General features: G+C 64.2%; 23 protein-coding genes. 12 read left to right on the top strand and 11 right to left on the bottom strand.

What is annotated here, in order from left to right; all coding sequences use genetic code 11:
* Positions 1-72: 72 nt before the first annotated feature.
* The 4 genes from OC450_RS24945 (at position 73) to OC450_RS24930 (ending at position 3,659) form a co-directional block, all read left to right on the top strand.
* The gene (locus OC450_RS24945) at positions 73-453 is read left to right on the top strand and encodes a hypothetical protein (RefSeq protein ID WP_211385174.1); all 381 of its coding nucleotides are present in this window, start codon (positions 73-75) and stop codon (positions 451-453) included.
* A 91-nt stretch (positions 454-544) separates the two neighbouring features.
* The gene (locus tag OC450_RS24940) at positions 545-739 is read left to right on the top strand and encodes a hypothetical protein (protein WP_211385173.1); all 195 of its coding nucleotides are present in this window, start codon (positions 545-547) and stop codon (positions 737-739) included.
* Between the two features lie 265 nt (positions 740-1,004).
* Positions 1,005-2,150, top strand: a complete 1,146-nt coding sequence (locus OC450_RS24935) for a glycosyltransferase family 2 protein (RefSeq protein ID WP_211385172.1) — start codon at positions 1,005-1,007, stop codon at positions 2,148-2,150.
* A 6-nt stretch (positions 2,151-2,156) separates the two neighbouring features.
* Entirely contained in the window at positions 2,157-3,659 is a 1,503-nt protein-coding gene (locus tag OC450_RS24930; protein WP_262048850.1) for a glycosyltransferase family 39 protein, read from the top strand.
* Positions 3,660-3,857: 198 nt separating this feature from the next.
* Here the strand turns inward: OC450_RS24930 and OC450_RS24925 are convergent, their stop codons facing one another.
* Positions 3,858-4,313 carry a MaoC/PaaZ C-terminal domain-containing protein gene (locus OC450_RS24925; RefSeq protein ID WP_211385170.1) on the bottom strand — a complete coding sequence of 152 codons (456 nt, stop codon included), beginning with the start codon at positions 4,311-4,313 and terminating at the stop codon, positions 3,858-3,860.
* A gap of 279 nt (positions 4,314-4,592) precedes the next feature.
* On the opposite strand from OC450_RS24925, the gene OC450_RS24920 reads away from it, so the two are divergent.
* The gene (locus OC450_RS24920; protein ID WP_211385169.1) at positions 4,593-5,054 is read left to right on the top strand and encodes a MaoC/PaaZ C-terminal domain-containing protein; all 462 of its coding nucleotides are present in this window, start codon (positions 4,593-4,595) and stop codon (positions 5,052-5,054) included.
* 126 nt (positions 5,055-5,180) lie between these two features.
* Here the strand turns inward: OC450_RS24920 and OC450_RS24915 are convergent, their stop codons facing one another.
* The gene (locus OC450_RS24915) at positions 5,181-7,070 is read right to left on the bottom strand and encodes a CHASE2 domain-containing protein (protein WP_262048849.1); all 1,890 of its coding nucleotides are present in this window, start codon (positions 7,068-7,070) and stop codon (positions 5,181-5,183) included.
* Between the two features lie 105 nt (positions 7,071-7,175).
* Positions 7,176-7,700: a FecR domain-containing protein gene (locus OC450_RS24910; RefSeq protein ID WP_262048848.1), complete on the bottom strand. Its 525-nt coding sequence runs from the start codon at positions 7,698-7,700 to the stop codon at positions 7,176-7,178.
* A gap of 657 nt (positions 7,701-8,357) precedes the next feature.
* On the opposite strand from OC450_RS24910, the gene OC450_RS24905 reads away from it, so the two are divergent.
* Positions 8,358-9,452, top strand: a complete 1,095-nt coding sequence (locus tag OC450_RS24905; protein WP_262048847.1) for a tlde1 domain-containing protein — start codon at positions 8,358-8,360, stop codon at positions 9,450-9,452.
* 66 nt (positions 9,453-9,518) lie between these two features.
* On the opposite strand, the gene OC450_RS24900 is transcribed toward OC450_RS24905, so the two are convergent.
* The 4 genes from OC450_RS24900 to OC450_RS24885 all read right to left on the bottom strand — a co-directional run bounded on the left by OC450_RS24900 (position 9,519) and on the right by OC450_RS24885 (position 13,138).
* A complete protein-coding gene (locus tag OC450_RS24900; RefSeq protein ID WP_262048846.1) occupies positions 9,519-10,343 on the bottom strand; it encodes an SDR family NAD(P)-dependent oxidoreductase in 825 nt (274 codons plus the stop codon).
* Between the two features lie 81 nt (positions 10,344-10,424).
* Positions 10,425-11,783, bottom strand: coding sequence for a caspase domain-containing protein (locus OC450_RS24895; protein WP_256808256.1), 1,359 nt, complete (start codon positions 11,781-11,783; stop codon positions 10,425-10,427).
* Between the two features lie 109 nt (positions 11,784-11,892).
* Positions 11,893-12,531, bottom strand: coding sequence for a glutathione binding-like protein (locus tag OC450_RS24890; RefSeq protein ID WP_256808257.1), 639 nt, complete (start codon positions 12,529-12,531; stop codon positions 11,893-11,895).
* Between the two features lie 13 nt (positions 12,532-12,544).
* Positions 12,545-13,138, bottom strand: coding sequence for a cysteine hydrolase family protein (locus tag OC450_RS24885; protein ID WP_262048845.1), 594 nt, complete (start codon positions 13,136-13,138; stop codon positions 12,545-12,547).
* Between the two features lie 131 nt (positions 13,139-13,269).
* Between OC450_RS24885 and OC450_RS24880 the strand changes: the two genes are divergently transcribed.
* Complete coding sequence (locus OC450_RS24880) at positions 13,270-14,109, top strand: LysR family transcriptional regulator (RefSeq protein ID WP_211385386.1); 840 nt, start codon at positions 13,270-13,272, stop codon at positions 14,107-14,109.
* Between the two features lie 124 nt (positions 14,110-14,233).
* On the top strand, positions 14,234-14,980 hold the full coding sequence (lepB, locus tag OC450_RS24875; protein ID WP_262048844.1) for a signal peptidase I: 747 nt from the start codon (positions 14,234-14,236) through the stop codon (positions 14,978-14,980).
* Between the two features lie 120 nt (positions 14,981-15,100).
* Here the strand turns inward: lepB and groL are convergent, their stop codons facing one another.
* Both groL and OC450_RS24865 read right to left on the bottom strand, forming a co-directional pair.
* Positions 15,101-16,741: a chaperonin GroEL gene (gene groL, locus OC450_RS24870; RefSeq protein WP_211385160.1), complete on the bottom strand. Its 1,641-nt coding sequence runs from the start codon at positions 16,739-16,741 to the stop codon at positions 15,101-15,103.
* A 44-nt stretch (positions 16,742-16,785) separates the two neighbouring features.
* Positions 16,786-17,100 carry a co-chaperone GroES gene (locus OC450_RS24865; RefSeq protein ID WP_211385159.1) on the bottom strand — a complete coding sequence of 105 codons (315 nt, stop codon included), beginning with the start codon at positions 17,098-17,100 and terminating at the stop codon, positions 16,786-16,788.
* Positions 17,101-17,478: 378 nt separating this feature from the next.
* On the opposite strand from OC450_RS24865, the gene OC450_RS24860 reads away from it, so the two are divergent.
* Positions 17,479-17,766 carry an usg protein gene (locus tag OC450_RS24860; protein ID WP_211385158.1) on the top strand — a complete coding sequence of 96 codons (288 nt, stop codon included), beginning with the start codon at positions 17,479-17,481 and terminating at the stop codon, positions 17,764-17,766.
* A 148-nt stretch (positions 17,767-17,914) separates the two neighbouring features.
* Here the strand turns inward: OC450_RS24860 and OC450_RS24855 are convergent, their stop codons facing one another.
* Positions 17,915-20,044, bottom strand: a complete 2,130-nt coding sequence (locus OC450_RS24855) for a tetratricopeptide repeat protein (RefSeq protein ID WP_211385157.1) — start codon at positions 20,042-20,044, stop codon at positions 17,915-17,917.
* Between the two features lie 227 nt (positions 20,045-20,271).
* Here OC450_RS24855 and OC450_RS24850 point away from each other — a divergent pair, with 227 nt between their 5' ends.
* Positions 20,272-20,799, top strand: coding sequence for a cupin domain-containing protein (locus OC450_RS24850; RefSeq protein ID WP_211385156.1), 528 nt, complete (start codon positions 20,272-20,274; stop codon positions 20,797-20,799).
* Positions 20,800-20,995: 196 nt separating this feature from the next.
* Here OC450_RS24850 and OC450_RS24845 read toward each other — a convergent pair whose 3' ends face one another.
* Positions 20,996-21,955, bottom strand: a complete 960-nt coding sequence (locus OC450_RS24845; RefSeq protein WP_262048843.1) for a LysR substrate-binding domain-containing protein — start codon at positions 21,953-21,955, stop codon at positions 20,996-20,998.
* A gap of 114 nt (positions 21,956-22,069) precedes the next feature.
* Here OC450_RS24845 and OC450_RS24840 point away from each other — a divergent pair, with 114 nt between their 5' ends.
* On the top strand, positions 22,070-22,990 hold the full coding sequence (locus OC450_RS24840; RefSeq protein ID WP_211385385.1) for an amino acid ABC transporter substrate-binding protein: 921 nt from the start codon (positions 22,070-22,072) through the stop codon (positions 22,988-22,990).
* 66 nt (positions 22,991-23,056) lie between these two features.
* Entirely contained in the window at positions 23,057-24,088 is a 1,032-nt protein-coding gene (locus OC450_RS24835; protein WP_306235728.1) for a threonine aldolase family protein, read from the top strand.
* Positions 24,089-24,102 lie beyond the last annotated feature (14 nt).

Below are 24,102 nucleotides of genomic sequence, written 5' to 3'. Positions count from 1 at the left end.
ACCAGTTGTGATTGGCCAGTTGCGACGTCCCGTCTAAGCTCGCAGGCGGGACCCGCGAAAAAGGAGAACAAGATGCGGATGGTGATGCTGGGAGCGGCGCTCTTCATGATGACATCTGCTGCCATGACCTCTTCAGTCATGGCGGATGACGACGATTCCAAGGGCGCGCAGAAGCTCGCCATGCAGGGCCGCGACGATTACTGGCATTGCCTGGCGCGGGAATATTCGCGCGACAGCAATCAGGGTCTGTCGGAACAGGACTTCGGCCGCTCGGTCGCGGGCGCCTGTCCCTCGGAGCGACAATATTACCGGGTGGCGTTGCTCGATTATCTCACCACGCAATATCCGGCCATCGATGCCGACGCCCATCTCGCGACTGCGAACAGGGCGGTGGAGTCGGCGCAGAAGGACATCGTGACGGCTTTCGTCAAGCACAGGCCGCCACAGAAATAGCCCCCGTTGACCGTTGCGGTTCGGCAGGCCCTTCCGGCTCCGCGCTCATCCGTGATATCACTGGGCGCAACGGGAACAGGGACGGGCTTCGATGTCGTCTGAGTCGGTGGGTGGCATTTTGGGGGCGATCGTCGCGGCGATCGTGCTTGCGGTCGCCGTCGTCTTCGGGCCGATCGGCCAGTACGGCAAGCCGCCCAAGCCCGCGAAGGTCGAGCCGGCGCCCGCTGCGGTGCCCGCAGCCCCGGCGCCCCGAGGGCCGGTGATCAAGGAAGTCCCGAACCAATAGGGGCTGAAAAGGCGTCTTTCGCCCCTTGCGATGCGGCTTTGTCGTTCCTATCTAACTTTTAACGGCGACGTTGAGCAAAAAACTCCGGCGCTGGGACGACCTTGGAATAGATGGCCTGCGCCGGATGTACGCGCGGTCCGCCGTTCCGGGGTCGTTGGCATTTTAGGGCCCCTTTGGGCCGTTCCCCGCCCCCGAATCGTCGGCACAAGATCCTGGCTGCGCAAGAACTTGGCAGCGCAGCACGCGACGGATATACGCTGCCGTCATGAATGAAGCGATCAGACCGGGCTCCGACAACCCGCCGCAAGCCCCGCAGGCGGCGTCCCCGTCGGCGGAATTGTCGGTCGTCGTCCCGACCTTCAACGAACGTGACAATGTCACGGTGCTGTACCGGCGGCTGGAGGCGGCGCTGGCCGGCACAGCCTGGGAGGTCGTCTTCGTCGACGACAATTCGCCTGACGGCACCTGGGACGTCGTGCGCGCGCTGGCCCAGCGCGACAGCCGCGTGCGCTGTGTCCGTCGCATCGGCCGCCGCGGCCTGTCGGGCGCCTGTATCGAGGGCATCCTGGCCTCCAGTGCGCCCTATGCGGCCGTGATCGACGCCGACCTCCAGCATGACGAGACGCAGCTGCCGAAAATGCTCTCGCTGCTCGCAAGCGGGCAGGCCGACCTCGTCGTCGGCAGCCGTTACATCGAGGGCTACAAGAGCGAAGGCTTCAACAAGCAGCGCGCCGGCGCCAGCGCGCTGGCGACCGAGGTCGCCAAGAAGATGCTGCGGGTCGAGATCGCCGATCCCATGAGCGGCTTCTTCATGGTTCGCCGCGATCGTTTCGAGCAGCTCGCGCCGAAGCTTTCCGTGCACGGCTTCAAGATCCTGCTCGACCTGGTCGCGAGTGCGCATGGCAGCCTGCGCGCCGTCGAAATCCCCTACACGTTCGGCGAGCGCCAGCACGGCGAAAGCAAGCTCGATTCCATGGTCGCGCTGGATTTTCTCGGCCTGGTGCTGGCGAAGTTCACCAACGATGCCGTCTCGCTGCGCTTCCTGCTGTTCGCGATGGTCGGCAGCATCGGCCTCGTGGTGCATCTGACGACGCTCTTCATCGCGCTTCAGCTGTTCAAGGCGCCGTTCGCGGAGGCGCAGGCCGCCGGCGCCGTCGTCGCCATGACCAGCAATTTCGTTCTCAACAACTTTCTCACCTATCGCGACCAGCGGCTGAAGGGCTTTGCGCTGCTGGGCGGCCTGATTGCCTTCTACATCGTGTGCAGCGTCGGCCTGCTCGCCAATGTCGGCGTCGCCTTCTCTGTCTACGACCAGGAGCCGATCTGGTGGCTGGCCGGCATGGCCGGTGCGCTGATGGGCGTGGTGTGGAACTACGCGATGTCCGGACTGTTCGTCTGGCGCAAGAAATAACCCACGATGGGCGGGGCTGACGCGCGGATCGTCCGCAACACCGCGCTGGTGATTGTTGCTCTCGTGGTGCTGCGGCTGGTCGCGGCCGCGTTCACGCCGATCACCTTCGACGAAGCCTATTACTGGATGTGGTCGAAGCATCTGGCGGGCGGTTATTACGACCCCCCGCCGATGGTCGCCTATGTGATCCGCGCCGGCACCCTGATCGCCGGCGACACCGAGTTCGGCGTCCGCCTGGTCTCGATCCTGCTCGCGCTGCCGATGAGCTATGCGGTCTATCGCTCCGCGGCGATCCTGTTCGGCGGCGCGCGCGTGGCGGCGACCAGCGCCATCCTGCTCAATGTCACGATGATGGCCTCGGTCGGCACGCTGATCGTCACGCCCGACGCGCCGCTGCTCGTTGCCTCCAGCTTCGTGCTGTTCTTGCTCGCAAAAGTGCTGGAGACCGGCCGCGGCGTCTGGTGGCTCGCGGTCGGCGCGGCCGTCGGTGCGGCGCTGCTGTCGAAATACACTGCGATGTTCTTCGGCCCGGCGATCCTGATCTGGCTCGCGGCCGTGCCGAAACTGCGGCGCTGGTTTCTCTCGCCCTGGCCATATCTCGGCGGCCTCGTTGCGCTCGCGCTGTTCGCGCCGGTGATCCTCTGGAATGCCGATCATCAATGGGTTTCGTTCGCAAAGCAGCTCGGGCGGGCAAGGATCGAGGACTTCCGTCCGGTCTTCATCGCCGAACTGGTGCCGACCCAGATCGCGTTCGCAACGCCGCTGGTCTTCATCCTCGGCGCGATGGGGCTGCACGCGCTGACCTGGCGCCGCGCCGGCGCGCTGGCCTCGCGCGTGCTGATCGAGACGATGTTCTGGACCATCGTCGCCTATTTCATCTGGCATTCGCTGCATGCGCGCGTCGAGGCCAACTGGTTCGCGCCGGTCTATCCGCCCTTCGTGGTCGCCGCGGCGGCTGCCGCCAATCTCGTGCAGTGGAAGCCGCGCCAGCGGCGCCTCGCTGACTTCTGCCTGCGCTGGGCCGCGCCGGTCGGCATCGTGATGTTCGCAGCGCTGATCGTGCAGGCCAACACCGGCTGGCTGTCTGGGTACCGCCGCGATGCGACCGTGCGCAGCGTCGGCGTCGGCTGGCGCGAGCTCGCCGCGGAGATCGAAGCGGTCCGCGCGCGCAACGGTGCGACCTGCGTACTTGCGCCGGATTACGGCACCACCGGCTGGCTCGCTTTCTATCTGCCGCGCGGCACCTGCGTGGTGCAGCAGAACCAGCGCATCCGCTGGGTCAACATGCCCGAGCCAGATCCAAAGCTGCTTGCGGGCAAGCTGCTCTATGTCGACGAGCTGCGCAGCGACGGCGGTCCCGCCGTCCACGACCTCTTTGCGAAGGTGACGCGAATCGCACAATTGCAGCGCAAGCGCGGGCCGCTGGTGGTCGAGACCTACGGCATCGATCTGCTCGAACATCCCAACGGCGACGTCCTCGACCGCTCGCCGCCGCCGGAAGCGCGGTAGTTCTTCGTTGTTCCAGCGAACGCGTGCGTTCGCTGGAACGGCAGCGACTATTGGGCGGGCAGCCGCGGCTAGGGCGTGTACTCACAAGCAGGGGACGCCGCTTGATGTCTGCTATGCCCCTGACAACGGCGGGAAAGCGGGCATAGCGGGACTTCCGCGTTGGGCCAATCAGCAGAAGTCGCCCTGTGCAACCGAGTCCTACACACTCGCGTTCGGTCTCCGCTCAACGAATATGTTGGAGATGCATTCGAGAACGGTTTCGCGCTTTTTGTTGCGCAAGATATTTCGGTTTCGAACGATCCCTCGATCAGGTCTGGATTTCGATTCGCGTATCTCCAGAACCGTCATTTCCAAATCGAGCTCATCACCCGGGCGCACCGGGTTCGGCAGTTTTACCTCGTCCCAACCCAATCCCATGAGCACTTGAAAATGCGGTTGAAGCTGACCAGTCAAAAGGATGTAAATCGCAAAGGTATGTGAACCTGATGCAGTCAGCCCTCCGAAGGCTGAGCGCGCGGCGACTTCTTCGTCGACGTGACGGGGTATCGGATCATATTCCTTCGCAAATCGGATAATACCCTCCTTCGAGACCAGATAGGGCCCAGCCGTGCTGCGGCCTCCGATCTGCAGTTCTTCGAAATAGAGGTTGGCCATCGATGCCTCCACCGGCTGTGGTCAACAGACAATACCAGAAGGGGTCAAGGCAGAAATGGACGATTTGATAGATGTCCGTTGCGGGTCAGAGTGATGAGTCTGGGCGTTCAACCGGCAGATCGGCTTTGCCCCCAACTGCGGACGTGGCCTTGCACCGCGCAAACTTGACGGTTCGTGCCAGAAGGGGACGTGGTGATATTGATCGGCACTGGATATAGTGGCCGAAAGTCAGCCGTTTCATGCCGTCCCCTTCGTTAAACCGCGTGGAGGATTGACCCGATGACCAGCGGATATTTTGAAGATTTCGAAGTCGGCGATAGCCGCAAGGCTGGTCCCTATTTAGTCTCCAAGGCTGAAATCATTCAGTTCGCCAAGCAGTACGACCCCCGGCCTTTCCATATCGATGAGGAAGCTGCCACTCGTTCCGTCTTTGGAGGACTGTCGGCATCTGCCGCCCACACGTTCGCGATCTTCATCTTTCTAACCGACAAAGGGCAGCCTCCGCTCCGTGCACTTGCCGGACTGGGCTGGGAAGAGCTGAGGCTGCCGAATGCGGTACGCCCGGGCGACGAACTCGACTATGAGTCGACTGTCCTAGAGAAGCGCGAGTCGAAGTCGAGACCCGATACGGGAATCCTTCGCGTCCAAGTCCACCTGCACAACCAAAGACGAGAGTCGGTGCTGCAGTGCGTCGGCAGTGTTCTCGTCGCAAGGCGACCGGATGCAAAAGCATCGACGTAGCTGTGAGGTGGATGCGCTCGGTTGGTTTTCCGATCCGATGTCTGTTCCAGGTCACAAGCGCCGATAACGCCGAGAGCGGGAGACTTCCGTTTTTGAGGCAAGGGCCGACGTTGATGAGTAGACGTCTTAGTCGATCATCTCGGCCTTGGTCGCGGCCTGGCTTGGCCTGTTCCGGTCACGCCAGAACCAGACGGTCACGACGCCGGAGCGGCCACGGACCTGCGTGAGCAGCGGGCCCGACAGGACGCCGTCGGGCGCGCCGTGGAAGTCGGCCGTATCCAGCAGCGTATCGCTGAGCGCGAGCCGCGCGCCGTTCTGGACGGCGACCTCCATCAACCGGCTCGCGACGTTGACGGTGTCACCCGTCGCCGTGATGTGCTGATGGCTTTCGCCGAGGCGGGAGGCGACGATCGGACCGAAATGCGCGCCGATCTTGAAACCGAGCTGATCCCTGACCGCAGACGGCAGCGACACGATCCAGCGCTCGATGCCGCGATGCAGGTCGATCGCGCATTTCAGCGCGCGTGCGGCGTCATCGGGCATCGCGCCGGGCAGGCCGAACAGGATCATGGCTCCGTCGCCGAGAAAGCCGGTGATCATGCCGCCGCAATCGACCGCGACCTTGTCGATCAGGGCGTGAAACGCCTTCAGGACGTCCTGGAGTTGGTTTGGATCGATCCGCTCGCTGAGCGCCGTGAAGCCGGAGAGGTCGATGAAGACGATTGCGGCATCTTGCCGGACGGGCTTGGACAGGAAATTCGGATCACGCGCCAGCCACTCCTGCACCGCCGGCGCCTGGAATTGTGCGAGCGACCGGCTCTTGTCTGCGAAATATTGCGTGCGGCGGCCTCCCGCCCACAACTGCACGCCGGCAAAGACCGCAACCGGCGGCAATGCTGCAGCGAGCGTGGTCGCACCGTTCAGCCAGATGCCGTGCGTGAACGCGAACAGATTGAACCCGGCCCAGGCGATCATGACCGCCGCCGCGGCCATGATACCGAGCGCGCTGCGCCGCCAGGCGAGCAGGCCCACCAGCAGCATCGGCAACAGGATCGCGATGAGCGCGTCGGCGATGTGGACCTTGCGGTCGCGCACGATGCTGTCGCCGGCGACGAGATGGGTGATCGCGGTCGAGACCACCTCGACGCCGGGCATCAGGGAATCGAACGGCGTCGGATAAAAGTCGCCGCCGCCCGCGACCGAGGCGCCGATCACGACGATCCGGTTCTCGATCGCCGCACGATTGAGCGTGCCGTCGAAGATGCTCTGCGCGCTGACGGTGCGGATGGTGCGGCGCGGGCCGTAATAGGTGATCGGCAGCGCGAAGTCGGTATCGGTGGGCACCGCGCGGTCGCCGAGCATCAGGTGATCCGGCGCGATCGTCAGTGGCTTGTCGAGCGCGCGCGCCGCGACCCGCAACGGGAATGACAGCTCGAGCTTGTCGCGTGTCCGGAACAGCATCGGCACCGAGAGCGGCGAGCCCGATTGTCCGGTTGCCACGTTGACGACGCCGACCTCGGCATGGTCGGCGAAGGCCTGCAGGGGCAGCAGGAAGCGCTCGGCCTGCGGCAGGGCGGCGAGGGCGCCCTGGCTGCCGGGCTCTATCGTTTCGCTGGCCGACGGGAAAATCGCCGCGGCGGCGAGGACCATGGGGCCGGTGGCGAGCGTGTTGGCGAGCGTGGCGTCGCCGATCGCGGCGCTGCGGTCGACCAGCAGCAGGTCGATCGCGACGACCTTCGGCTTGAATTGCACGATGGTGTCGACGACGCGGGCGAGATCGGCGCGCGGCAGCGGATAGCTGCCGCCGCGCTTCACGACGGTGTCGTCGATCGCGACGATGGTGACGAGATCGGGCGGAGCCTGCACGCCGCGGACCTGCGTCCGCCAATCAGTCAGTGCTGCCTCGAGGCGATCGAGAAAGCGCAGATGGCCGTTGGCGTGGCCGGCATAAATGCCCGCGCCCCACAGCGCGGTGAGGACGAGTGCCACCAGGATCTGAACGCGTCGGCTACTCATGCGGTCGTTTTGCAATCTCTTCTATCGTCCAAATGCTGTCGTCCGGGCCTTATTGACCCCGCCTGACTGGCCTGGTCTTACTGGCCCAGTCTTACCGGCCAAGTTTTACTGGCCCAGTCTTGCCATCAGCGCGTCGACGCGCGGCTGGCCCCATGTCTTGACGGTCAGCGGGCCGGCTGCCTCGACATCGACGCCTTCGCCGGGGCCCAAAACGACGCCGCGTCCACGAGCCCTACGGCTCACCCCGACGCGGCCGTCGGCGACGAACACGGACGTCTTGGCCTCCGCGACATCGATCGCCCATTTCGTGCCGCGCACCGCGGCGATCGCTTGCGGCGTCAGGACCTTGAAGCGGTTGCCGCCGGGCTTCTTGGGCACCTCGACCAGCAGCGCTCTGCTGCTCAACTCCACGGAGTCTATATGTCCGTCGCGGTTGGCGTCCTTAAGTTCAAATCTGGCGCCGCTTTCGGCAACGATCGTGATGCCGTTGTCGCAGCGCCAGGTCTGCGTTCCGGCGGCAGACGGCGACGCCGTGCAGCCCACATTGGCTGCAGGCTGGGCAATCGCATGTCCGATCAACAGAAACGACCCCGCCAGAGCGAAAAACCCTGCGCGCGCGAACTCTCTCATGCCAGCCTCCGTTAGCGTGCCCGGCACAGTTCAAGGCGATGTTGATACGGTACCGTATCACACGCAGAGGCTGCTGAACAGTGCCGCTTCCGCAGCTATTTCCTCGCTGCGGCATTTTCCAGACCGGCGCGATCAACTTTCACTCACGGCGCCGCACGGCGTGAGCGCCCCGTGCGGTGTGTGAGTGGCCCGCCACGCGTGCCTCGAGAGGTGGAGGGAGGCTATTGCGCACCAGCGTCACGCAATGCTTCCCCGTTATCGTCCGGGTATCGAAGACCACGAAAACGACTTGGTTGGTGCGTTTAGAGATGCGGCCGGAGACGTCCGCTGACCGTGCTGAACCGGGCGAGAATTATGGTTAACAGCTTCGCCTAAGTCCGTAATTCTGCGGGCCTTTTTCTCGAAATGGGACAGCGTTAACCCGATGCCTCACATCTGCCCGAACTTAATCCGCATTTAACTAAAAGTCGCCTTAATGACGCTCCGACCCTCTGCGAGATGCTGTTCCCGGATCGTGACCAGCGGCACTTCGAAGGGGGACTTGGTGACACCGTCCTGGACGCAAGGCGAATGAGTACGAGTATCGCTGCGCAGAGTAACGCGGCACGGAAGTCCAAAGAATTCTCGAGCAATTCTTATCGGAAACCTTCCCGGAAAATGACCACCCAAAACGCGCTTGGCGCCGCCGTGATCGGCTGCGTCGTGCTTGGCGCCGGCTGGACCGTGTACAGCAACATCTTCGCTGCCAGCGTCTATCCGACCGTCGGCAGCATCGGCTACGACGCACCCGTGATCAAGCGGGCGCCCAGGGTCGCGCTGCGCGAGGCGGGCGAGGCCGTCAAGGAAGCCTTTGCGCTGTTGCCCGACCGGTTGCAGGTCGCAGCTCCGATCTCGCGCGAGATGTTCAACGAGCGCTTTGCCGCGGCTGCGACCCAAGGCGTGCAGTCGAACGCCGCGAGCGTCGCGCCTGCGACCAAGGTTGCCGAGGCCAAGGACACGGCGAAGCCGGGCGTGATCGCGAAGGTCGCGGAAGCGCTGAAGCCTGCTCCCGCCAGGATCGCCGATGCTGGCAAGGATTCTGCCAAGGATTCTGCCAGGACCAAGCGCGCCGACGCACCGGTGCAACTGGCCTCGGCTGATCCGGCCGAGATCGTGCCGGCGCCTGAGGCAAAACCAAAATCGTTCGCCGATCGCGCCAAGGCTGCGGTGATGTCGATCACCGGGCCGCGCCAGTCGATGGTGGACAAGCTCTGGGGCAGGCGCGAGCCGTCCGGCGGGCTGCTCGCCTATGCCTCGGCCGACGCCAGCGTGACCGCCTCCATCGCGCCGCGGGAGCAGAACCCCATGCTCGGCGGTTCGGCGCCCTATGAGCGCGACACCGCGGTCTACGACATCACCGCCAGGACGGTCTATCTGCCGGACGGCACCAAGCTCGAGGCGCATTCCGGCCTCGGCTCCAATCTCGACGACCCGCGCTCCTCACGCGTCCGCATGCGCGGCGTGACCCCGCCCCACATCTACATGCTGAAGCCGCGCGAGGCGCTGTTCCACGGCGTGCCCGCGCTGCGCCTGACCCCGATCGGCGGCGAGAGCGCGATCTACGGCCGCGACGGCCTGCTGGCGCACACCTTCATGCTCGGGCCGAATGGCGATTCCAACGGCTGCGTGTCGTTCAAGGACTATTACGCGTTCCTCGACGCCTACCGCAACAAGGGCATCCGCAAGCTCGCGGTGCTGGCGCGGGTCGAATGATCCCGGCTCATTCCTGGTGATGCAGAAAGGGCCGCTCGCAGCGGCCTTTTCCTTTTGCGCGACGTTTCAGCCCGGCCAGCACTGTCCGCCGCCGTCGATCCGCAGCACCTGGCCGGAAACGAACGCGCCCATGGGGCCTGCGAAGAATTCGACGACGCGCGCGACCTCGTCGACGGTTGCGATCCGGTCGAGCGTGCCGGTCTCGACCATTCTGCCGGGGTCCACCGCGCGCGTGCCGAGGAAGCGGCCGGTTCGGGTATCTCCGGGCGCGATGCAATTGACGGCGATGTCGTAGGGGCGGAGCTGGTCGGCCAGACATCGCGTGTAATGGGTCACGCCGGCCTTCGACACCGCATAGATCGAGCCGTTGGTGCGTCCCTTGAAAGCGGCGACCGAGCCCAGGGTGACGATGCGACCGCTACGGCGCTCCATCATGCCGCGCGCGACCGCCTGGCAGGTCAGGATGGTGGAGAGCAGATTGCGCTCCAGCACCGCGCGGACGTCGGCCTCCTTGATGTTCACCGCGTCGTTCGGGTCGGGCTTGCCGCCGGCGGCCGCGATATCGCCGCCGGCATTGTGCACGAGAATGTCGATCGGGCCGAGTGCGCCTTCCGTCTCCGCAACCACGCGCGCGATGTCCTCGCCCTTGGTGAGGTCGCCGAGCATGCGCCGACTGCGAACGCCGAATTGCCGGCCGATCTCCGCGGCCACCGCGGTGAGGGTGGTGCCCTCGCTATATTCAGCCGGTCCGTTCTCGCGCATGCCGTGGATGGCGACATCGGCGCCGAGCGCGGCAAGCTTCTCCGCGAAGGCGCGGCCGAGCCCGCGCCCGGCGCCGGTCACGAGCGCAACCTTGCCGGCCAATATCTTCTTCCCGTCATGCGATGCCATGATCTTGTTCCTGTCGTGAGATGTCAGTCCGCCGCGGGATCGAGCCGATCGCCGTCGCCTGCACTGCGTGATATTGCACGATCAGCGTTTGACGAAAACCAGATTGCAGGAACGTGCCTCGTTGCGCTTGCCGCTGCCGCGGGTGCGATCGAACTGCGCATCGACCGTAAAGGCGTAGGGCGAGCCGGGCGCGATGTTGTTGAGCGTATACGTGCTCGCCCCCGTCGTCCCCCGCGCGCTCAAGGTAGTCTTGCCGTCCGCCGGGATCTGGCCGTCGATCTCCAGCCGGTTGACACCACTCGAGCCCTGCGCCTCGGCGTGAAAAACGCCGTTCGTCACGGTTGCCGCGAGGGCTCTGGTGAAGCCCTGCGCCTTGCCGCTGGTCTGGCAATTCAACGTCACGTCCCAGTTGCCGTCAAACTCCTTGCTGCCGCCGGTTCGGGCGTTGCCGGCCGCCGGCGCAAGCGCCGTCTTCTGTTTCAACCCCTCGACGCGCGCCCTGGCGAGCGTCGCGAAAATGCAGTTCGGGAATCTGGCGAGATGGTCCTCGTAGGCCCCCAGCGTGCCGATGCTGTCCGCGGCCTTCCAGTGTGCCTCTGCGGCTGCGCAGGGATCCGCCCGCGGCGCGGCTTGGGGCGCGGCTGGCGCCAAGGTGACCGACACCGGCCCGTTCAGGTAGAACTTGCCGATGATCGACAGCGACAGCTCGGGGAGCTGGGTCTTGCCGCTTGAGTCATAGACATCGCTGCTGATGTCGCGGAAGACGTCGCCGATTTCCTGCGGTTCCTCGATGTGCTTCAGGAACGCGGTCGTGTAGGGGCTGTTGCGGCCGGCGCCATCGGCGGCGACCTGCCCGGATTGCGTCGAGAACGACACGATCGTGCCGCGCGGCGCCTCGACCTTCGACAGGCCCCGTCCGATCGAGGCGGCGCGCGTGGAGCCGGCGGAGCGCTTGAGGGTTTCGGCCAGCGGATTGTCGCGGCAGGAATCCAGCACGAGGATGCGCAGGTTCTTGGCCTGCTGCAGATCGTTCACGATGTCGTCGACCCGCACGAAGCGCTTGAGGTCAGCTTCATCCGTCAGCACGGCGTCAACAGGCATCAGGTAGTTCACGCCGTTGTACTGCATCGCGTGGCCGCTGTAGTAGAACATGGCGACGTCGGCTCTGCTTGCGGCGCGCGCGAAGCGGATGGTCAGGTCCTGCATGTCGGCCTGGCGCAGGTCGATCCCCTGAAAGACCTCGAAGCCGCTGCGCTTGAGCGAGGCCGCGACGTCTTCAGCATCGTGCGACGGGTTCGGGAGTTGCGCCGTCGAGACATAGGCGCCGTTGCCGATCACCAGCGCGACCCGCGTCTCCGCCGAAGCGGTCGCAACACAGAGCCAGCAGGCAAGGAGGGCCAGAGAGAATCCGGGCAAGTGAAATCTTGAAATTGCGCGCATGAATGCCGCCCGAGGAAAAGTCGAAAAATATCCCCCAGACTAGCGCATGCCGCGCCGGCATCAACGCCCTCGCTGTGGAACCGTCAAACGTGGCGGCCGCGGCATCCTGTCACGCCGGGCTCGCCGCCACGGTTTTGCGTAGTGCCAACTCGGTCGCGACCGCCTCTCGCACCGCGGGGCGCGCCTGCATGCGTTCGAGATAGGCCGACAAGGCCGGCCATTGCGCGATGTCGACGCCGGCAGGACGGAGCAGCAGCAGGGCCCAGGTGAGATGGGCGTCCGCGACGGTGAAGCGGTTGCCGACGAGGAATTCGCGGTCCGCCAGATGCGCCGAGGGCACCGACAAGGTCTGCGTGATCCTCGCTCGCGGCTTGGCGAGCGAGCCGTCGTCCTTGTACCAGAAGGTCGGAAACAGGAACGCCTTGTGGATCTCGGCGCCGATGAAGCTCAGCCATTCCTGCAGGCGATAACGGTCGGGATCGCCGAACCCGGGTGCAAGGCCCGCCTCCGGCTTCGCGTCGGCGATGTATTGCAGCACCGCCGCGCTTTCGGTCAGCCGCTCGCCGTTCTCCAGCACCAGGACCGGCACCGCACCCTTCGGCGACACGCCGCGGAAGTCGCTGCCGTCGTCCACCACCTTCTTCGTCCAGATGTGGGCGAGATGATAGTGCGCGTCCAGGCCGGCCTCCATCAGCGCGATACGGCTGGCGAGCGAGCAGGCCATCGGAAAGAAATAGAGTTGCAGCATCGCTCACGCTCCGTCAGGTCAGCGCTTCGGCTCGTGCGATGATCGCGAAGCGGTCCGACAATTCGGCCAGCGCGACCTCGTGAATGGTCCTTGCGGCAAGCGCTCCGCCGCGGCCGTCGGGCAGATCGCGTGTGGCGCAGGCATCGGCTGCGATCGTCGTGCGCAGGCCGAGGTCGAGCGCGGCGCGGGCGGTCGAAGAGATGCACATATGGGTCATGAAGCCTGCCAGCACGATGTTGATGCGTCCGGTTGCGGCCAGCCGGGCCTGCAGGTCGGTGCCGGCAAAAGCGTTCGGCAGCGCCTTCTCGATCACGGCTTCGCTCGCGAGCGGCGTCAGGCTCCTGACGATCGCGCCGCGCTCGGCCTCGCGGTCGAACAGGCTGCCGGCACGTCCCTTGTGCGCGATATGGAAGATCGCACCGCCGCTTGCCCGCGCGCGGGCGAGCAGGCGCGCGGCGACGGCGATCGCGGGCTCCGCATCCGGCAAGGCGAGGGGGCCGGCGCAATATTCGTTCTGAATGTCGATCAGCACGAGGCAGGAATCGGCGAGCTTGGGCGGAGTGAGGTCGGCGCCGGACAATTCGAGCAGGGTCTTGGGAGCGGTCATGCGGGTCAGGCCTTCAGGGCGGTGTCGGATGGCGCCACCCTAGCGCGGCGTCGGCCTGCCATTGTGCAGGACTATTGCAGCATATGGCTGCAAATTTGCAGGATCCGGTCGTGCCTGCTAGGCTCATCGCCATGAACTGGGACGATCTGCGCATCATCGCCGCGGTGAGGGACGAGGGCACCTATGCCGGCGCCAGCGCGCGGCTGCGCATCGACGAGACCACCGTCGGCCGCAGGCTCGCACGCATCCAGCGCGATCTCGGCGTCCCGCTGTTCGATGCGGTGGACGGCCAGCGCCGGCCGACGCGCCATTGCGAAGCGGTGCTCGAACATGTCGGCGCGATGGCCGCGCATGTCGCGGCGATCGATCGTATCGGTGAGAGCCAGCCGGGCGCGGTCGGTCGCCTGCGCATCGCCTCGACCAACGCGGTCGCCGAGGAGCTGCTGGCGCCCCACGCCAGCGCCTTCCTGCGCGGTCACCCCGGCCTGACGCTGCAATTCCTCACCTCCAGCGGCAACGTCAAATTCTCGCGCTGGCAGGCCGACCTTGCCATCCGCCTGCGCAAGCCGGAGAAGGGCGACTTCACCATCTCCAAGCTCGGCGATGTCAGGCTGTATTTCTTCGAGCCCGCCGATCGCGCGGGCGGCGAGCCTGTCGCCTGCGTCTATCCGGACGAGCTCGACAACATCCCCGAACAGCAGTTCCTGCGGGCGAAGCGTCTGAACAACGTGCGCTGCGTCACCGACAATATCCGCATCATCAGGACCATGATCCAGTCGCACCAGGCCATCGGCGTGCTGCCGGAGCATAGCTGCGGGCCGCTGCTCGCCGACCGCAGCCTGCGCGCGACGCTGCTGCCGAGGCGCCGCGACGTCTGGCTGCTGGTGCAGAACCACCTCAAGCGCGATCCGGCGACGCGGCTCACCATCGAATGGATCCGCCGCTGCTTCGGCGATGTCGCGCGCGGCTGATCCTTCGGATCAGCCTTGTTGAACGCGGTCGAAGCGTTGCACGACAAAACCATTGAAGCAGGGATTGCGTGCGCGCGAAGGTTGCGTAATCCCGTGATGGCTACGGTTTGATCAGGGCAGGCGCATGACCACTCTGCAGGAAACGATCCGGCCGCAGGCCAAATCCGGGGAATGGAAGGCGATCGTCGTCCTGATCCTCTTGATCCCGGTGCTGTGGTCGCCGCCGTTCCTGTTCCGCATCTTCCTGTTTCAGCCGTTCAACATCCCTTCCGGCTCGATGACGCCGACCCTGGTCGTCGGCGACTACGTCTTCGCCGCAAAATATGCCTATGGCTATGGCCGCTATTCCTTTCCGTTCGCACCGTCATGGATTTCCGGCCGTTTCCGGGCTGCCGAACCCGAGTACGGCGACGTCGTGGTGTTTCGCACGCCGAAGAACACTTCGGTCGACTACGTCAAGCGCGTGGTCGGGCTGCCCGGGGATCGAATCCAGATGCGGCAGGGCCAGCTCATCCTCAACGACCGTCCGGCGACACGCGTGGCTCTGAAGGCGGTGGCTGCCGGCTCCACCTGCGGCGTGGATGACGGCGCAAAAGCCAGGCGCTGGCGCGAGACGCTGCCGAACGGCGCGTCCTACGTGACGCTGGACTGCGTCGACAACGGCTACTACGACAACACCGACGCCTACACCGTGCCGCCGGGCCATTTCTTCGTGCTCGGCGACAACCGCGACAACTCCACCGACAGCCGCTTGATGTCGACGTTCGGATTCGTGCCGATGGACAATCTGGTCGGCCGCGTGACTCGGATATTCTGGTCGCTCGACGAAGAGGGCGAGCCGCACATGGAGCGGCTCGGGAAGGTGTGGTGAGATCTCCGTCAGTCAGGGCTTGCGCTTCGCGCGCCCCGGAATGACGAGTGGAAAGAGCCGAGCAAAAACAAAAACCCCGGCATCGCTGCCGGGGTTTCGTAGGTCTCGAGGTGGCTGGACTTAGAAGTCCATGCCGCCCATGCCGCCGCCCGGGGGCATTGCGGGGCCGGAGCCACCCTTCTTGGGCAGCTCGGCGACCATGGCTTCCGTGGTGATCAGGAGCGCGGCAACCGAGGCAGCGTTCTGGATCGCGGTACGGACCACCTTGGTCGGGTCGATGATGCCCTTCTTGACGAGGTCGCCGTATTCGCCGGTCTGGGAATCGAAGCCGAAAGCGTACGACTTGTTCTCCAGCACCTTGCCGACGATCACAGAGCCGTCTTCACCGGCGTTGATCGCGATCTGGCGAGCGGGAGCCGACAGCGCCTTGCGCACGATCTCGACGCCGGTCTTCTGGTCGTCGTTCTTGGTGCGCAGGCCCTTGAGCTGCTCGGAGGCACGGAGCAGGGCGACGCCGCCGCCCGGGACGATGCCTTCCTCGACAGCTGCGCGGGTCGCATGCATCGCGTCATCAACGCGATCCTTGCGCTCCTTCACCTCGACCTCGGTCGCGCCGCCGACGCGGATCACCGCGACGCCGCCGGCGAGCTTGGCGAGACGCTCCTGGAGCTTCTCACGGTCGTAGTCCGAGGTGGTCTCCTCGATCTGCGCCTTGATCTGGGACACGCGCGCCTCGATGTCGGCCTTCTTGCCGGCGCCGTTGACGATCGTGGTGTTCTCCTTGTCGATCATCACCTTCTTGGCGCGACCGAGCATGGCGAGCGTGACGTTCTCGAGCTTGATGCCGAGATCTTCCGAGATCGCCTGGCCACCGGTCAGGATCGCGATGTCCTGCAGCATGGCCTTGCGGCGATCGCCGAAGCCCGGAGCCTTGACGGCCGCGACCTTCAGGCCGCCGCGCAGGCGGTTCACGACGAGGGTGGCGAGAGCTTCGCCTTCGACGTCCTCGGCCACGATCACCAGCGGCTTGCCGGTCTGCACCACGGCTTCCAGCAGCGGCAGCAGCTCGTTCAGCGAGGAGAGCTTCTTCTCGTTGATGAGGATGTAGGCGTCGTCCATCTCAACGCGCATCTTGTCGGCGTTGGTGACGAAGTAGGGCGAGATGTAGCCGCGGTCGAACTGCATGCCCTCGACGACGTCGAGTTCGGTCTCGAGCGACTTGGCTTCCTCGACGGTGATGACACCCTCGTTGCCGACCTTCTTCATGGCGTCGGAGAGGAACTTGCCGATTTCGGCATCGCCGTTGGCGGAGATGGTGCCGACCTGGGCGATCTCTTCGTTCGAGGTGACCTTCTTGGAGTTCTTGACGAGGTCCGCGACCACGGCTTCGACCGCGAGGTCGATACCGCGCTTGAGGTCCATCGGGTTCATGCCGGCGGCAACCGACTTGGCGCCTTCGCGCACGATCGCCTGGGCGAGCACGGTGGCGGTGGTGGTGCCGTCGCCGGCCGCGTCAGCGGACTTGGAGGCGACTTCGCGCACCATCTGGGCGCCCATGTTCTCGAACTTGTCCTCGAGCTCGATCTCCTTGGCGACGGTGACGCCGTCCTTGGTGATGCGGGGAGCGCCGAACGACTTGTCGAGCACGACGTTGCGGCCCTTCGGACCGAGCGTGACCTTCACCGCGTTGGCGAGAATGTCGACGCCGCGAAGCATCTTGTCGCGCGCATCGACGGAGAATTTGACTTCTTTAGCTGCCATCTGGATTTTTCCTTAGGTGTTTAGCTGGGTGCGAGAGGGGGCTCTTAGGCCGCCTTCTTCTTGGAAGCGGGGACGTCGAGGACGCCCATGATGTCGCTTTCCTTCATGATCAGCAGATCGACGCTGTCGATCTTGACCTCGGTGCCTGACCACTTGCCGAACAGCACGCGGTCGCCGACCTTCAGGTCGATCGGGATCAGCTTGCCGGCTTCGTCGCGGCCACCCGGGCCGACGGCGACGATTTCGCCCTGCGAGGGCTTTTCCTTGGCAGTGTCGGGAATGATGATGCCGCCAGCGGTCTTCTCTTCTGCGTCAATGCGCTTGACCACGACGCGGTCGTGAAGCGGACGGAATTTCATGCAGTCCTCCTAAGCATTTGCTCAGATTGATGTTTTAGGGGTGTTAGCAATCGATGCCCGCGAGTGCCAATGCGGGTTAAGCTCAAATAGGACAGGATTTTTGCGGGGGCAAGGGCTTCTAGCAGAAAAATAAGCACTCAAAAGCGCTGTCTGCCAATTTCCTTTACCATCGTTAACCGCTTTGCGGGACCGTATTAGCACGGAGCTTGGTCTGCTGCTAACGCATTGAATTTCAACAGCTTGTTAAACTTTTGGGCTTGAGATGGGTTGTCAGTTTGCGTCACATTTCTCTCATGTGAGCGCATCTCCACCGGGTGGCTCGTAAGCAGCGTACCGGAAAGCCACCCCTTGATATGCGCTCCTGAAAAGGAGGTTGGCATGGTCTCGCGGGTTGGGGTTGTTTCCGACGACTTCCGGAAACAGGTGCTGGGTTACGGGCTGACGACGGCCGAAATTCTCTACCGGATGCCGGATCATCCCTCACTGCTTCAGACCTATGTCTGGCAGAATTACGATCTCTTCCCGAAATTCCCGGCGCTGACCGACTTCCTCGCCTTCTGGCAGCAGAAGCTCGATGGCCCGCTTCATTCGGTGACGGTTGCGCATTCCAAGCTGATCAAGCCGGCCGAGCTTCGCGCCGTGGACGGCGTGTTCCGGCTGCATTGAAGGCTCCGACGAATTGGCTTTCGTCGCTTGAATGGCTGCGTCGTGCGCAAGCAGAGAGCGCGTGATGCGGGCCTTGCGATCGCCGGTTTGGCCGATCTCGTTTCAGGGTGGCCGCGCGGCTCCAGATGGCCGGCGCATCGGGCAGGGCTCAGGCGCAGCCGTCGCAATAGCGCTTCCACATCGTGCGATAGGCATCGTCCACCGCTTGCGCATATGATACGGCGTTGCCGGCGGCCGCAGCTCCGATCTGTCCGGGCAGTTCACGGCGCAACTTTTCCAGCTCGCCGATCTGCGAGCCACGGCTGGCGGCGATGTCGACATACGCCTCATCGCTCTCCGCGACCCAGTCCGGCAGGCCGAGCGCGGTGAGGATGGCGCCGGCAGCACGGCCGGGCAGGCTGTTGCCGAGCTTGGCCACCACCGGCACGCCCATCTGCAGGGCTTCCCATGTGCTGACGCCGCCGTTCTGCGGGAACGGGTCGAGGGCAATATCGACGCGATTGAACGCTGCCAGATGTTCGCCTCGCGAGGTCCGTCCCAGCAGATCGACGCGTTCGGTGGGCAACCCGCAAGCCGCAAACCGCGCCAGCAGATTGTCGCGGACCAGCCGGTCGTCCAGCGCACTATCCTTGATCAGCAGTCGCGACCCAGGCACCCGCTCGAGAATTCTGGACCAGACGTCCGCTGCCTCGTCCGAAATCTTGCTGATGCGGTTGAAGACACCGAATGTGACGAAACCGTTCGAGATCGCCGGCGCCTCCATCCGCGCAATCCCGGCCGGCAGCGGCGCCAGCGTCACAAAGCACGGCAGGTCGACAACGGTCTCCGCAAACAGATGCCGAACCGCGACAGGAATCGCGACCTGGTCCGAGAACAGATAATCGATCGTTGGCAGGCCTGTGCCGGTGCCGTGGCCCCAGCCATGCACCTGGATCGGCGCCGGCTTGCGCGCAAAAACGCCGAGGCGGTTTCCGCTGGTATGGCCGGACAGATCGATCAGGATATCGACGCCATCGGCGCGGATCTGAGCGGCGAGATGATCGTCGGTCCATTGCGAGGCGTCGTGCCAGCGATCGGCGATCCCCTGAAATTCGCTGGTCATTGCATCCGATCCCGGTGAGCACGAATAGCACACGACCTCGAACTGTGCCGGATCGTGATGCTCTAGGACCGGCCTGAAAACGAAAGCCGCCGAATGCACCCGAAAATCGGACGAGACGTAGCCGAGCACCAGACGGCGATCCGGATCGCGGCCGTTGTCGTGCGGTCCCGCTGCTCCTGGAGCGATTTTCGCGCCGATCCGCTCCCACCATACCTGCCGCGCCTGCTGATGCTGCTCGACGCTGGCGTCCCCCACGAAATCGAGGGCAAATATCTTGCTGGAGATCGTGCTCTCGAGGTCAGGCTGGAGCTCAAGGGCTCTGTCGAAACTGGCGAGGGCTTCGTCGACCCGGCCGAGTGCGAAGAAGCATTGGCCGAGCAGGCTGTGGGCCTGAGCGAAGCCGGGATCGATGGCGAGAGCCTTCTCGCAATCGCGCGATGCCTCGGCGGTTTGCCGGGTTTGGAGCAAGACATTGGCCCGCGAGAGCCAACCATTCGCGTCGCCGGGTGCCACGGCAATGGCGCGATTGCAATCCGCCATGGCTTCGTCAAATCGCTGAAGCTCCCGCCATGCAACGGCGCGGTTCGCCAGCGCCGAGGCATAGTCAGGCTTGATCGACAGCGCGCGGCTCAGGCTTGCAATGGCCTCGTCGTAGGCGCGCAGGCGGCAGAGCGCCCAACCCCGGCCGTTATGGGCTTCGGAAAGGTTTCCGTTGATTGCGAGCGCCTTGTCGAAGCTCTCGAGCGCATCCTGGTAGAGCTCAAGGGCCGCGTTCGCGTTACCGAGATTGGACAGGGCCAAGGCGTAGTTGGATCGCAAGGCGAGAGCCTTTCGATAGCTCTCGCGGGCCTCATTGTGACGTCCCAGGCCATTGAGCGCGACGCCCAGGCTCATATGAGCTTCGGCAGATCGCGGATCCACGGTCACCGCTCGGCTCAGCAGTACCTGGGCTTGCTGATAGTCTTTGGCATCAGACTCCAAAGTGCCGAGCAAATGCAGCGCGATGAATTGATTGGGCGCGAGCTCCAGCAGTTGGCGATAGGCGGCCTTGGCTTCGGGCAGAAGCCCCATCTTATGCATCTGGAGGGCGCGCTCGAGCAACGGCGCCACGTCGGCTTTTTGCCGTTTCTGCAACCGGGCATTTTGAAATGCCCGCTGGCCTGCGCTGCTGCTCATGAATCACATCCCCCAGAATCTCCCGGCGAGATTAATTCAGCGAGGGAGCTATTACGAGACGACGGCGGCTCGCCACGACAGCCTGGGACAAGCTACGACCGTCGGGTCATCGCGTGACCGGCCCAAGCCGCAATTGCCCCCGCAATTGCTGCCTCGTTCAAGAGCGGATAGTCTGCCCGTATGTTGTACCCGTCCGGCGGGCGCGGCTCAGATCAGGGAGGCAGACAATGGCCAGGCAAAAGTCATCGAGACCCGCAACGAAGACCGTGGTGAAGAAGCGGAGCGGAGCCAAGGTCGCGGCGCGCTCGTCCGCGCGCAAGGCGGTGAAAACGAAGGCGCGCGCGACGTCGCCGAAGAAGCCCGCACGTCCCAGGCAGCGCATCGTGATCAGCCATCACCGCGAGGAAGACTTCAAGGCCGATGGCCTGCGCGCCTATGCAAAATACCGCGACCTCGGCATCGCCGATGCGACCCACGGCCTGGCGCAAGCGCATGTGATCCGCCTGCAAGGCCCCTGCAATCCGGAAGAGGTGTCAAAGCTGCACTTCCACGCTGTCGACTTCCAGATGGTCTACGTTCTCAAGGGCTGGGTGAAGACCTATATGGACGGCGAGGGCGAGACACTGATGAAGGCAGGCAGCGCCTGGACCCAGCCGCCGAAGATCAAGCACATGATCCTGGACTATTCCGACGACGTCGAACTGCTGGAGGTGATCCTGCCGGCGGAGTTCAAGACGGTGGAGCTGAAGGCGTAGGTCGCTCGACCCTCTCGGTCGTCATTGCGAGGAGCTCGCGACAAAATTGCGAAGCAATTTTGCGCCGATGCGACGCGGCAATCCAGACTGTCTCCGCGGATAAATTTCTGGATTGCTTTGCTCCGCTCGCAATGACGGGTGCCTTGTAGCCCGGATTGCGCTTCGCTCCATCCGGGCTACGGCAGCTATCGGCCGACTACCGCTCAAGATAGTCCAGTTCTTCGCTCATGATCCTGCGAGCATATTCGCCAAAAACATCGATCAACCGGCCGCGCGCGGCATAGGGCGGATAGAGCAGCGCGATCGTGACGGGGACTGCAGGGTTGAAGGGGCGCGTGATCAGCGCCGCGCCAGAGCTTTCGTCATGTGCGGCAATCGGGTTGATAATGCTGATGCCGAGACCCGCCGCGACCAGGGCACAAACCGATGCGCCCAGATCGGTTTCGGCAACGACGCGGCGGGTGACGCCAGCCTGCGCGAAGATCGTATCGATGCGATCGTGGAGCGGACTCCCCGTGGCGAAGGAGATGAAGGCGTCATCGGCGAAATCGGCAGGGCGCAGCGTCTTCTTCTGTGCAAGACGATGCGCCTTCGGCATGATCGCGACGCAACGGGTCTTGAGCACCGGCTCGACATGCACCCCCGCAACCTCGCCGTAGAGCATTGCCAACCCGGTGTCGCAAAGCCCGGAGCTGACCCAGTCGTGCACGGCGCTCGCCGTGCCGGATCGGATCGAGATCATCACATGCGGATAGTCCACCTTGAAGCGCGCCGCTATGCGCGTCAGCAGGCCGCCGGCCAGGCGCGGCATCGCCGCAACGCTTAGCCGACCCATGCCGAACGAGCGGATGCTGGCTGCGCTGGCCTCCAGTCCCGCCAGGCCGATGAAAGTCTTCTCGACCTCCTGGAAAAAGCGCGACCCGTCCACGGTGGGACGCAGGCGGCCGCCACTGCGGTCGAACAGCGGGAATTGCGTGATCGCCTCCAACTGTCCGATCAGGCGGCTGATCTGGGGTTGCGAGGTATGCATGCGCTGCGCCGCCTGCGTCATCGATCCCGTCACGAAGACCGCCCGAAAAGCCTCCACGTGCTTCAAGCCCATGCGTCTGGTGGCCATATCAAATCCGTATAGGGGAGTGTGAAACTGGAATTTCATCAGATCGGGCTTTTGGACGATAGTCCAGAGCATGCAGCCGCTCGCACGGAGCTGTCCTGTCATTGCTCACCCACCGCGGACGGCGTCACGGACATTCGCCAAGAGAGGGACGACATGAAAGCGACAAGGATCAAGGCACTCGCCGCGGCGACCATCGCTGTAGTTCTTATTTCCGGCGAGGCCATGGCCCAGGGTGCGAGCAGGCTGGACAAGATCCGTGAGAACGGCTCGATCACATTGGGGTATCCCGAGACCTCGGTGCCCTTCGCCTATCTCGACGATAATCAGAAGCCGATCGGCTACACCGTGGAAATCTGTGAACGGGTGGTGCAGGCGATCAAGACAGCCCTCAAGCTCCCCAAGCTCGAGACCCGCTATAACCCCACAACCTCGGCGACACGCATTCAGCTGCTCGCCAACGGGACGATCGATCTCGAATGCGGCAACACGACCAATAATGTCGAGCGACATAAACTCGCCGCCTTTTCTCCCACCATCTTCGTTGCGCAGGTCGTCCTCGTCGCACGCAAGAATGGCGGGGTCGATGTCAACGACCCGGCTTCGTTCCGCGGCAAGGCCATCTCGGCCCAGGCAGGCGGCCAGACCTTCAAGGTGATTACGCTGATCAATGCCAAGAACAATCTTGGCATCACGCTCGTGCCGGCCAAGGATACCGCGGAGACCTTCTTGCTGGTCTCGACGGGCAGGGTGGCCGGCACAGCCAACGATGACGGTCTCGCCTATGCCACGGTCGCCTCGTCCAGGACGCCGGATGATTTCGTGATCGGCAGCAAGAGTCTTGAACTCGCGCCCTACGGTATCGTCGAACCCAAGGATGATCCTGCTTTCAAGAAGGTGGTCGACGATGCCGTGATCGACCTGATGAAGAGCGGGCAGATCGCGGCGCTCTACGACAAATATTTCAATTCCCCAATCCCACCACATGGCCTCAACCTGAAATTTCCGATGAGCACCGCGCTCAAGCGGGCGCTGGCCAACCCGACCGATTCCGGCGACCCGGCAGTCTACGAATGACGCGCCAAGTGCTTGAGAGGTCCTCCGATGGCACATCAACACGAGACAAACTCGGCGGGCTCTGAGTTGCCGCCGATCGACCTGCGCAGCGATACGGTCACCAAGCCGACCGCAGCGATGTATGCCCGCATGGCCTCGACGCCGCTCGGCGATGACGGGCTGGACGGTGACCCCACGGTGCAGGAGCTGGAGGCCGTCGCGGCTGCGGCGTTGGGCAAGGACGCCGGCCTGTTTGTGCCGAGCTGCACCATGGCCAATCTGTTGGCGACACTGGCGCAGTCGCAGCGCAGCGAACAGATCGCGTTGGAAGCGAATGCCCATATGTACACCTCCGAACGAGGGGCTGCGACATTTACAGGGCAGTTCTACCTCGCCATTGCAGGCACCGACGGCGCGATGGACCTGAATTTGCTGGAAGACGCCATACAGGGTGAAGGGCTCAAGCTCAGGACCGCCCTTATCGCGATGGAAACCTCGCACAACAATGCGAGCGGCGCCGTGCTGCCGCTGGAGCATATGCAGGCTGTGCACGCCATGGCAGCGGCTCGCGGCGTCCCGGTGCATCTCGACGGCGCGCGGCTCTTCAACGCCGCGGTCGCGCTTGAAACGGCGCCGGCCGAGGTTGCGAGGCATTGCGATACGGTCTCTCTCTGCCTGTCGAAGGGCCTGAGCGCACCTGCAGGTGCCGTGCTAGCCGGGCCGCGCACCGTGATCGACCGGAGCCGCAGGTTTCGCCGCATGCTGGGAGGCACGCAGCGCCAGATCGGCATCCTGGCTGCCGCCGGTCTGGAGGCGGTTCAGGTCATGGGTGCGCGTCTGGGCGAGGACCACCGACGTGCGCGAATCCTGAGTGATGCGCTGAACGGGATGCATCCCAAGCTCAGCGCGACAATCCCGCAAACGAATATCGTGCAGGTCGATGTCTCTCGCTCCGGACGCGACAGCGCCGCGTGGTCGGCGGCTCTCGAGAAGGCGGGCCTGAAGGCGCGGCCCTGGGGTCTGCATCGCTTGCGTTGTGTGACCCATCGCCATATCGATGATGCCGATATCGATCGCGCGGTCACGGCATTTCGCACCGTGGCCGGAGTTTTGGTTTAGCGCATCCGCCGATG

This window comes from Bradyrhizobium sp. Bra78 (assembly GCF_024519855.1).
GTDB classification, from domain to species: Bacteria; Pseudomonadota; Alphaproteobacteria; order Rhizobiales; family Xanthobacteraceae; genus Bradyrhizobium; species Bradyrhizobium japonicum_G.
This window is presented reverse-complemented; position numbering and strand designations above follow the sequence as displayed.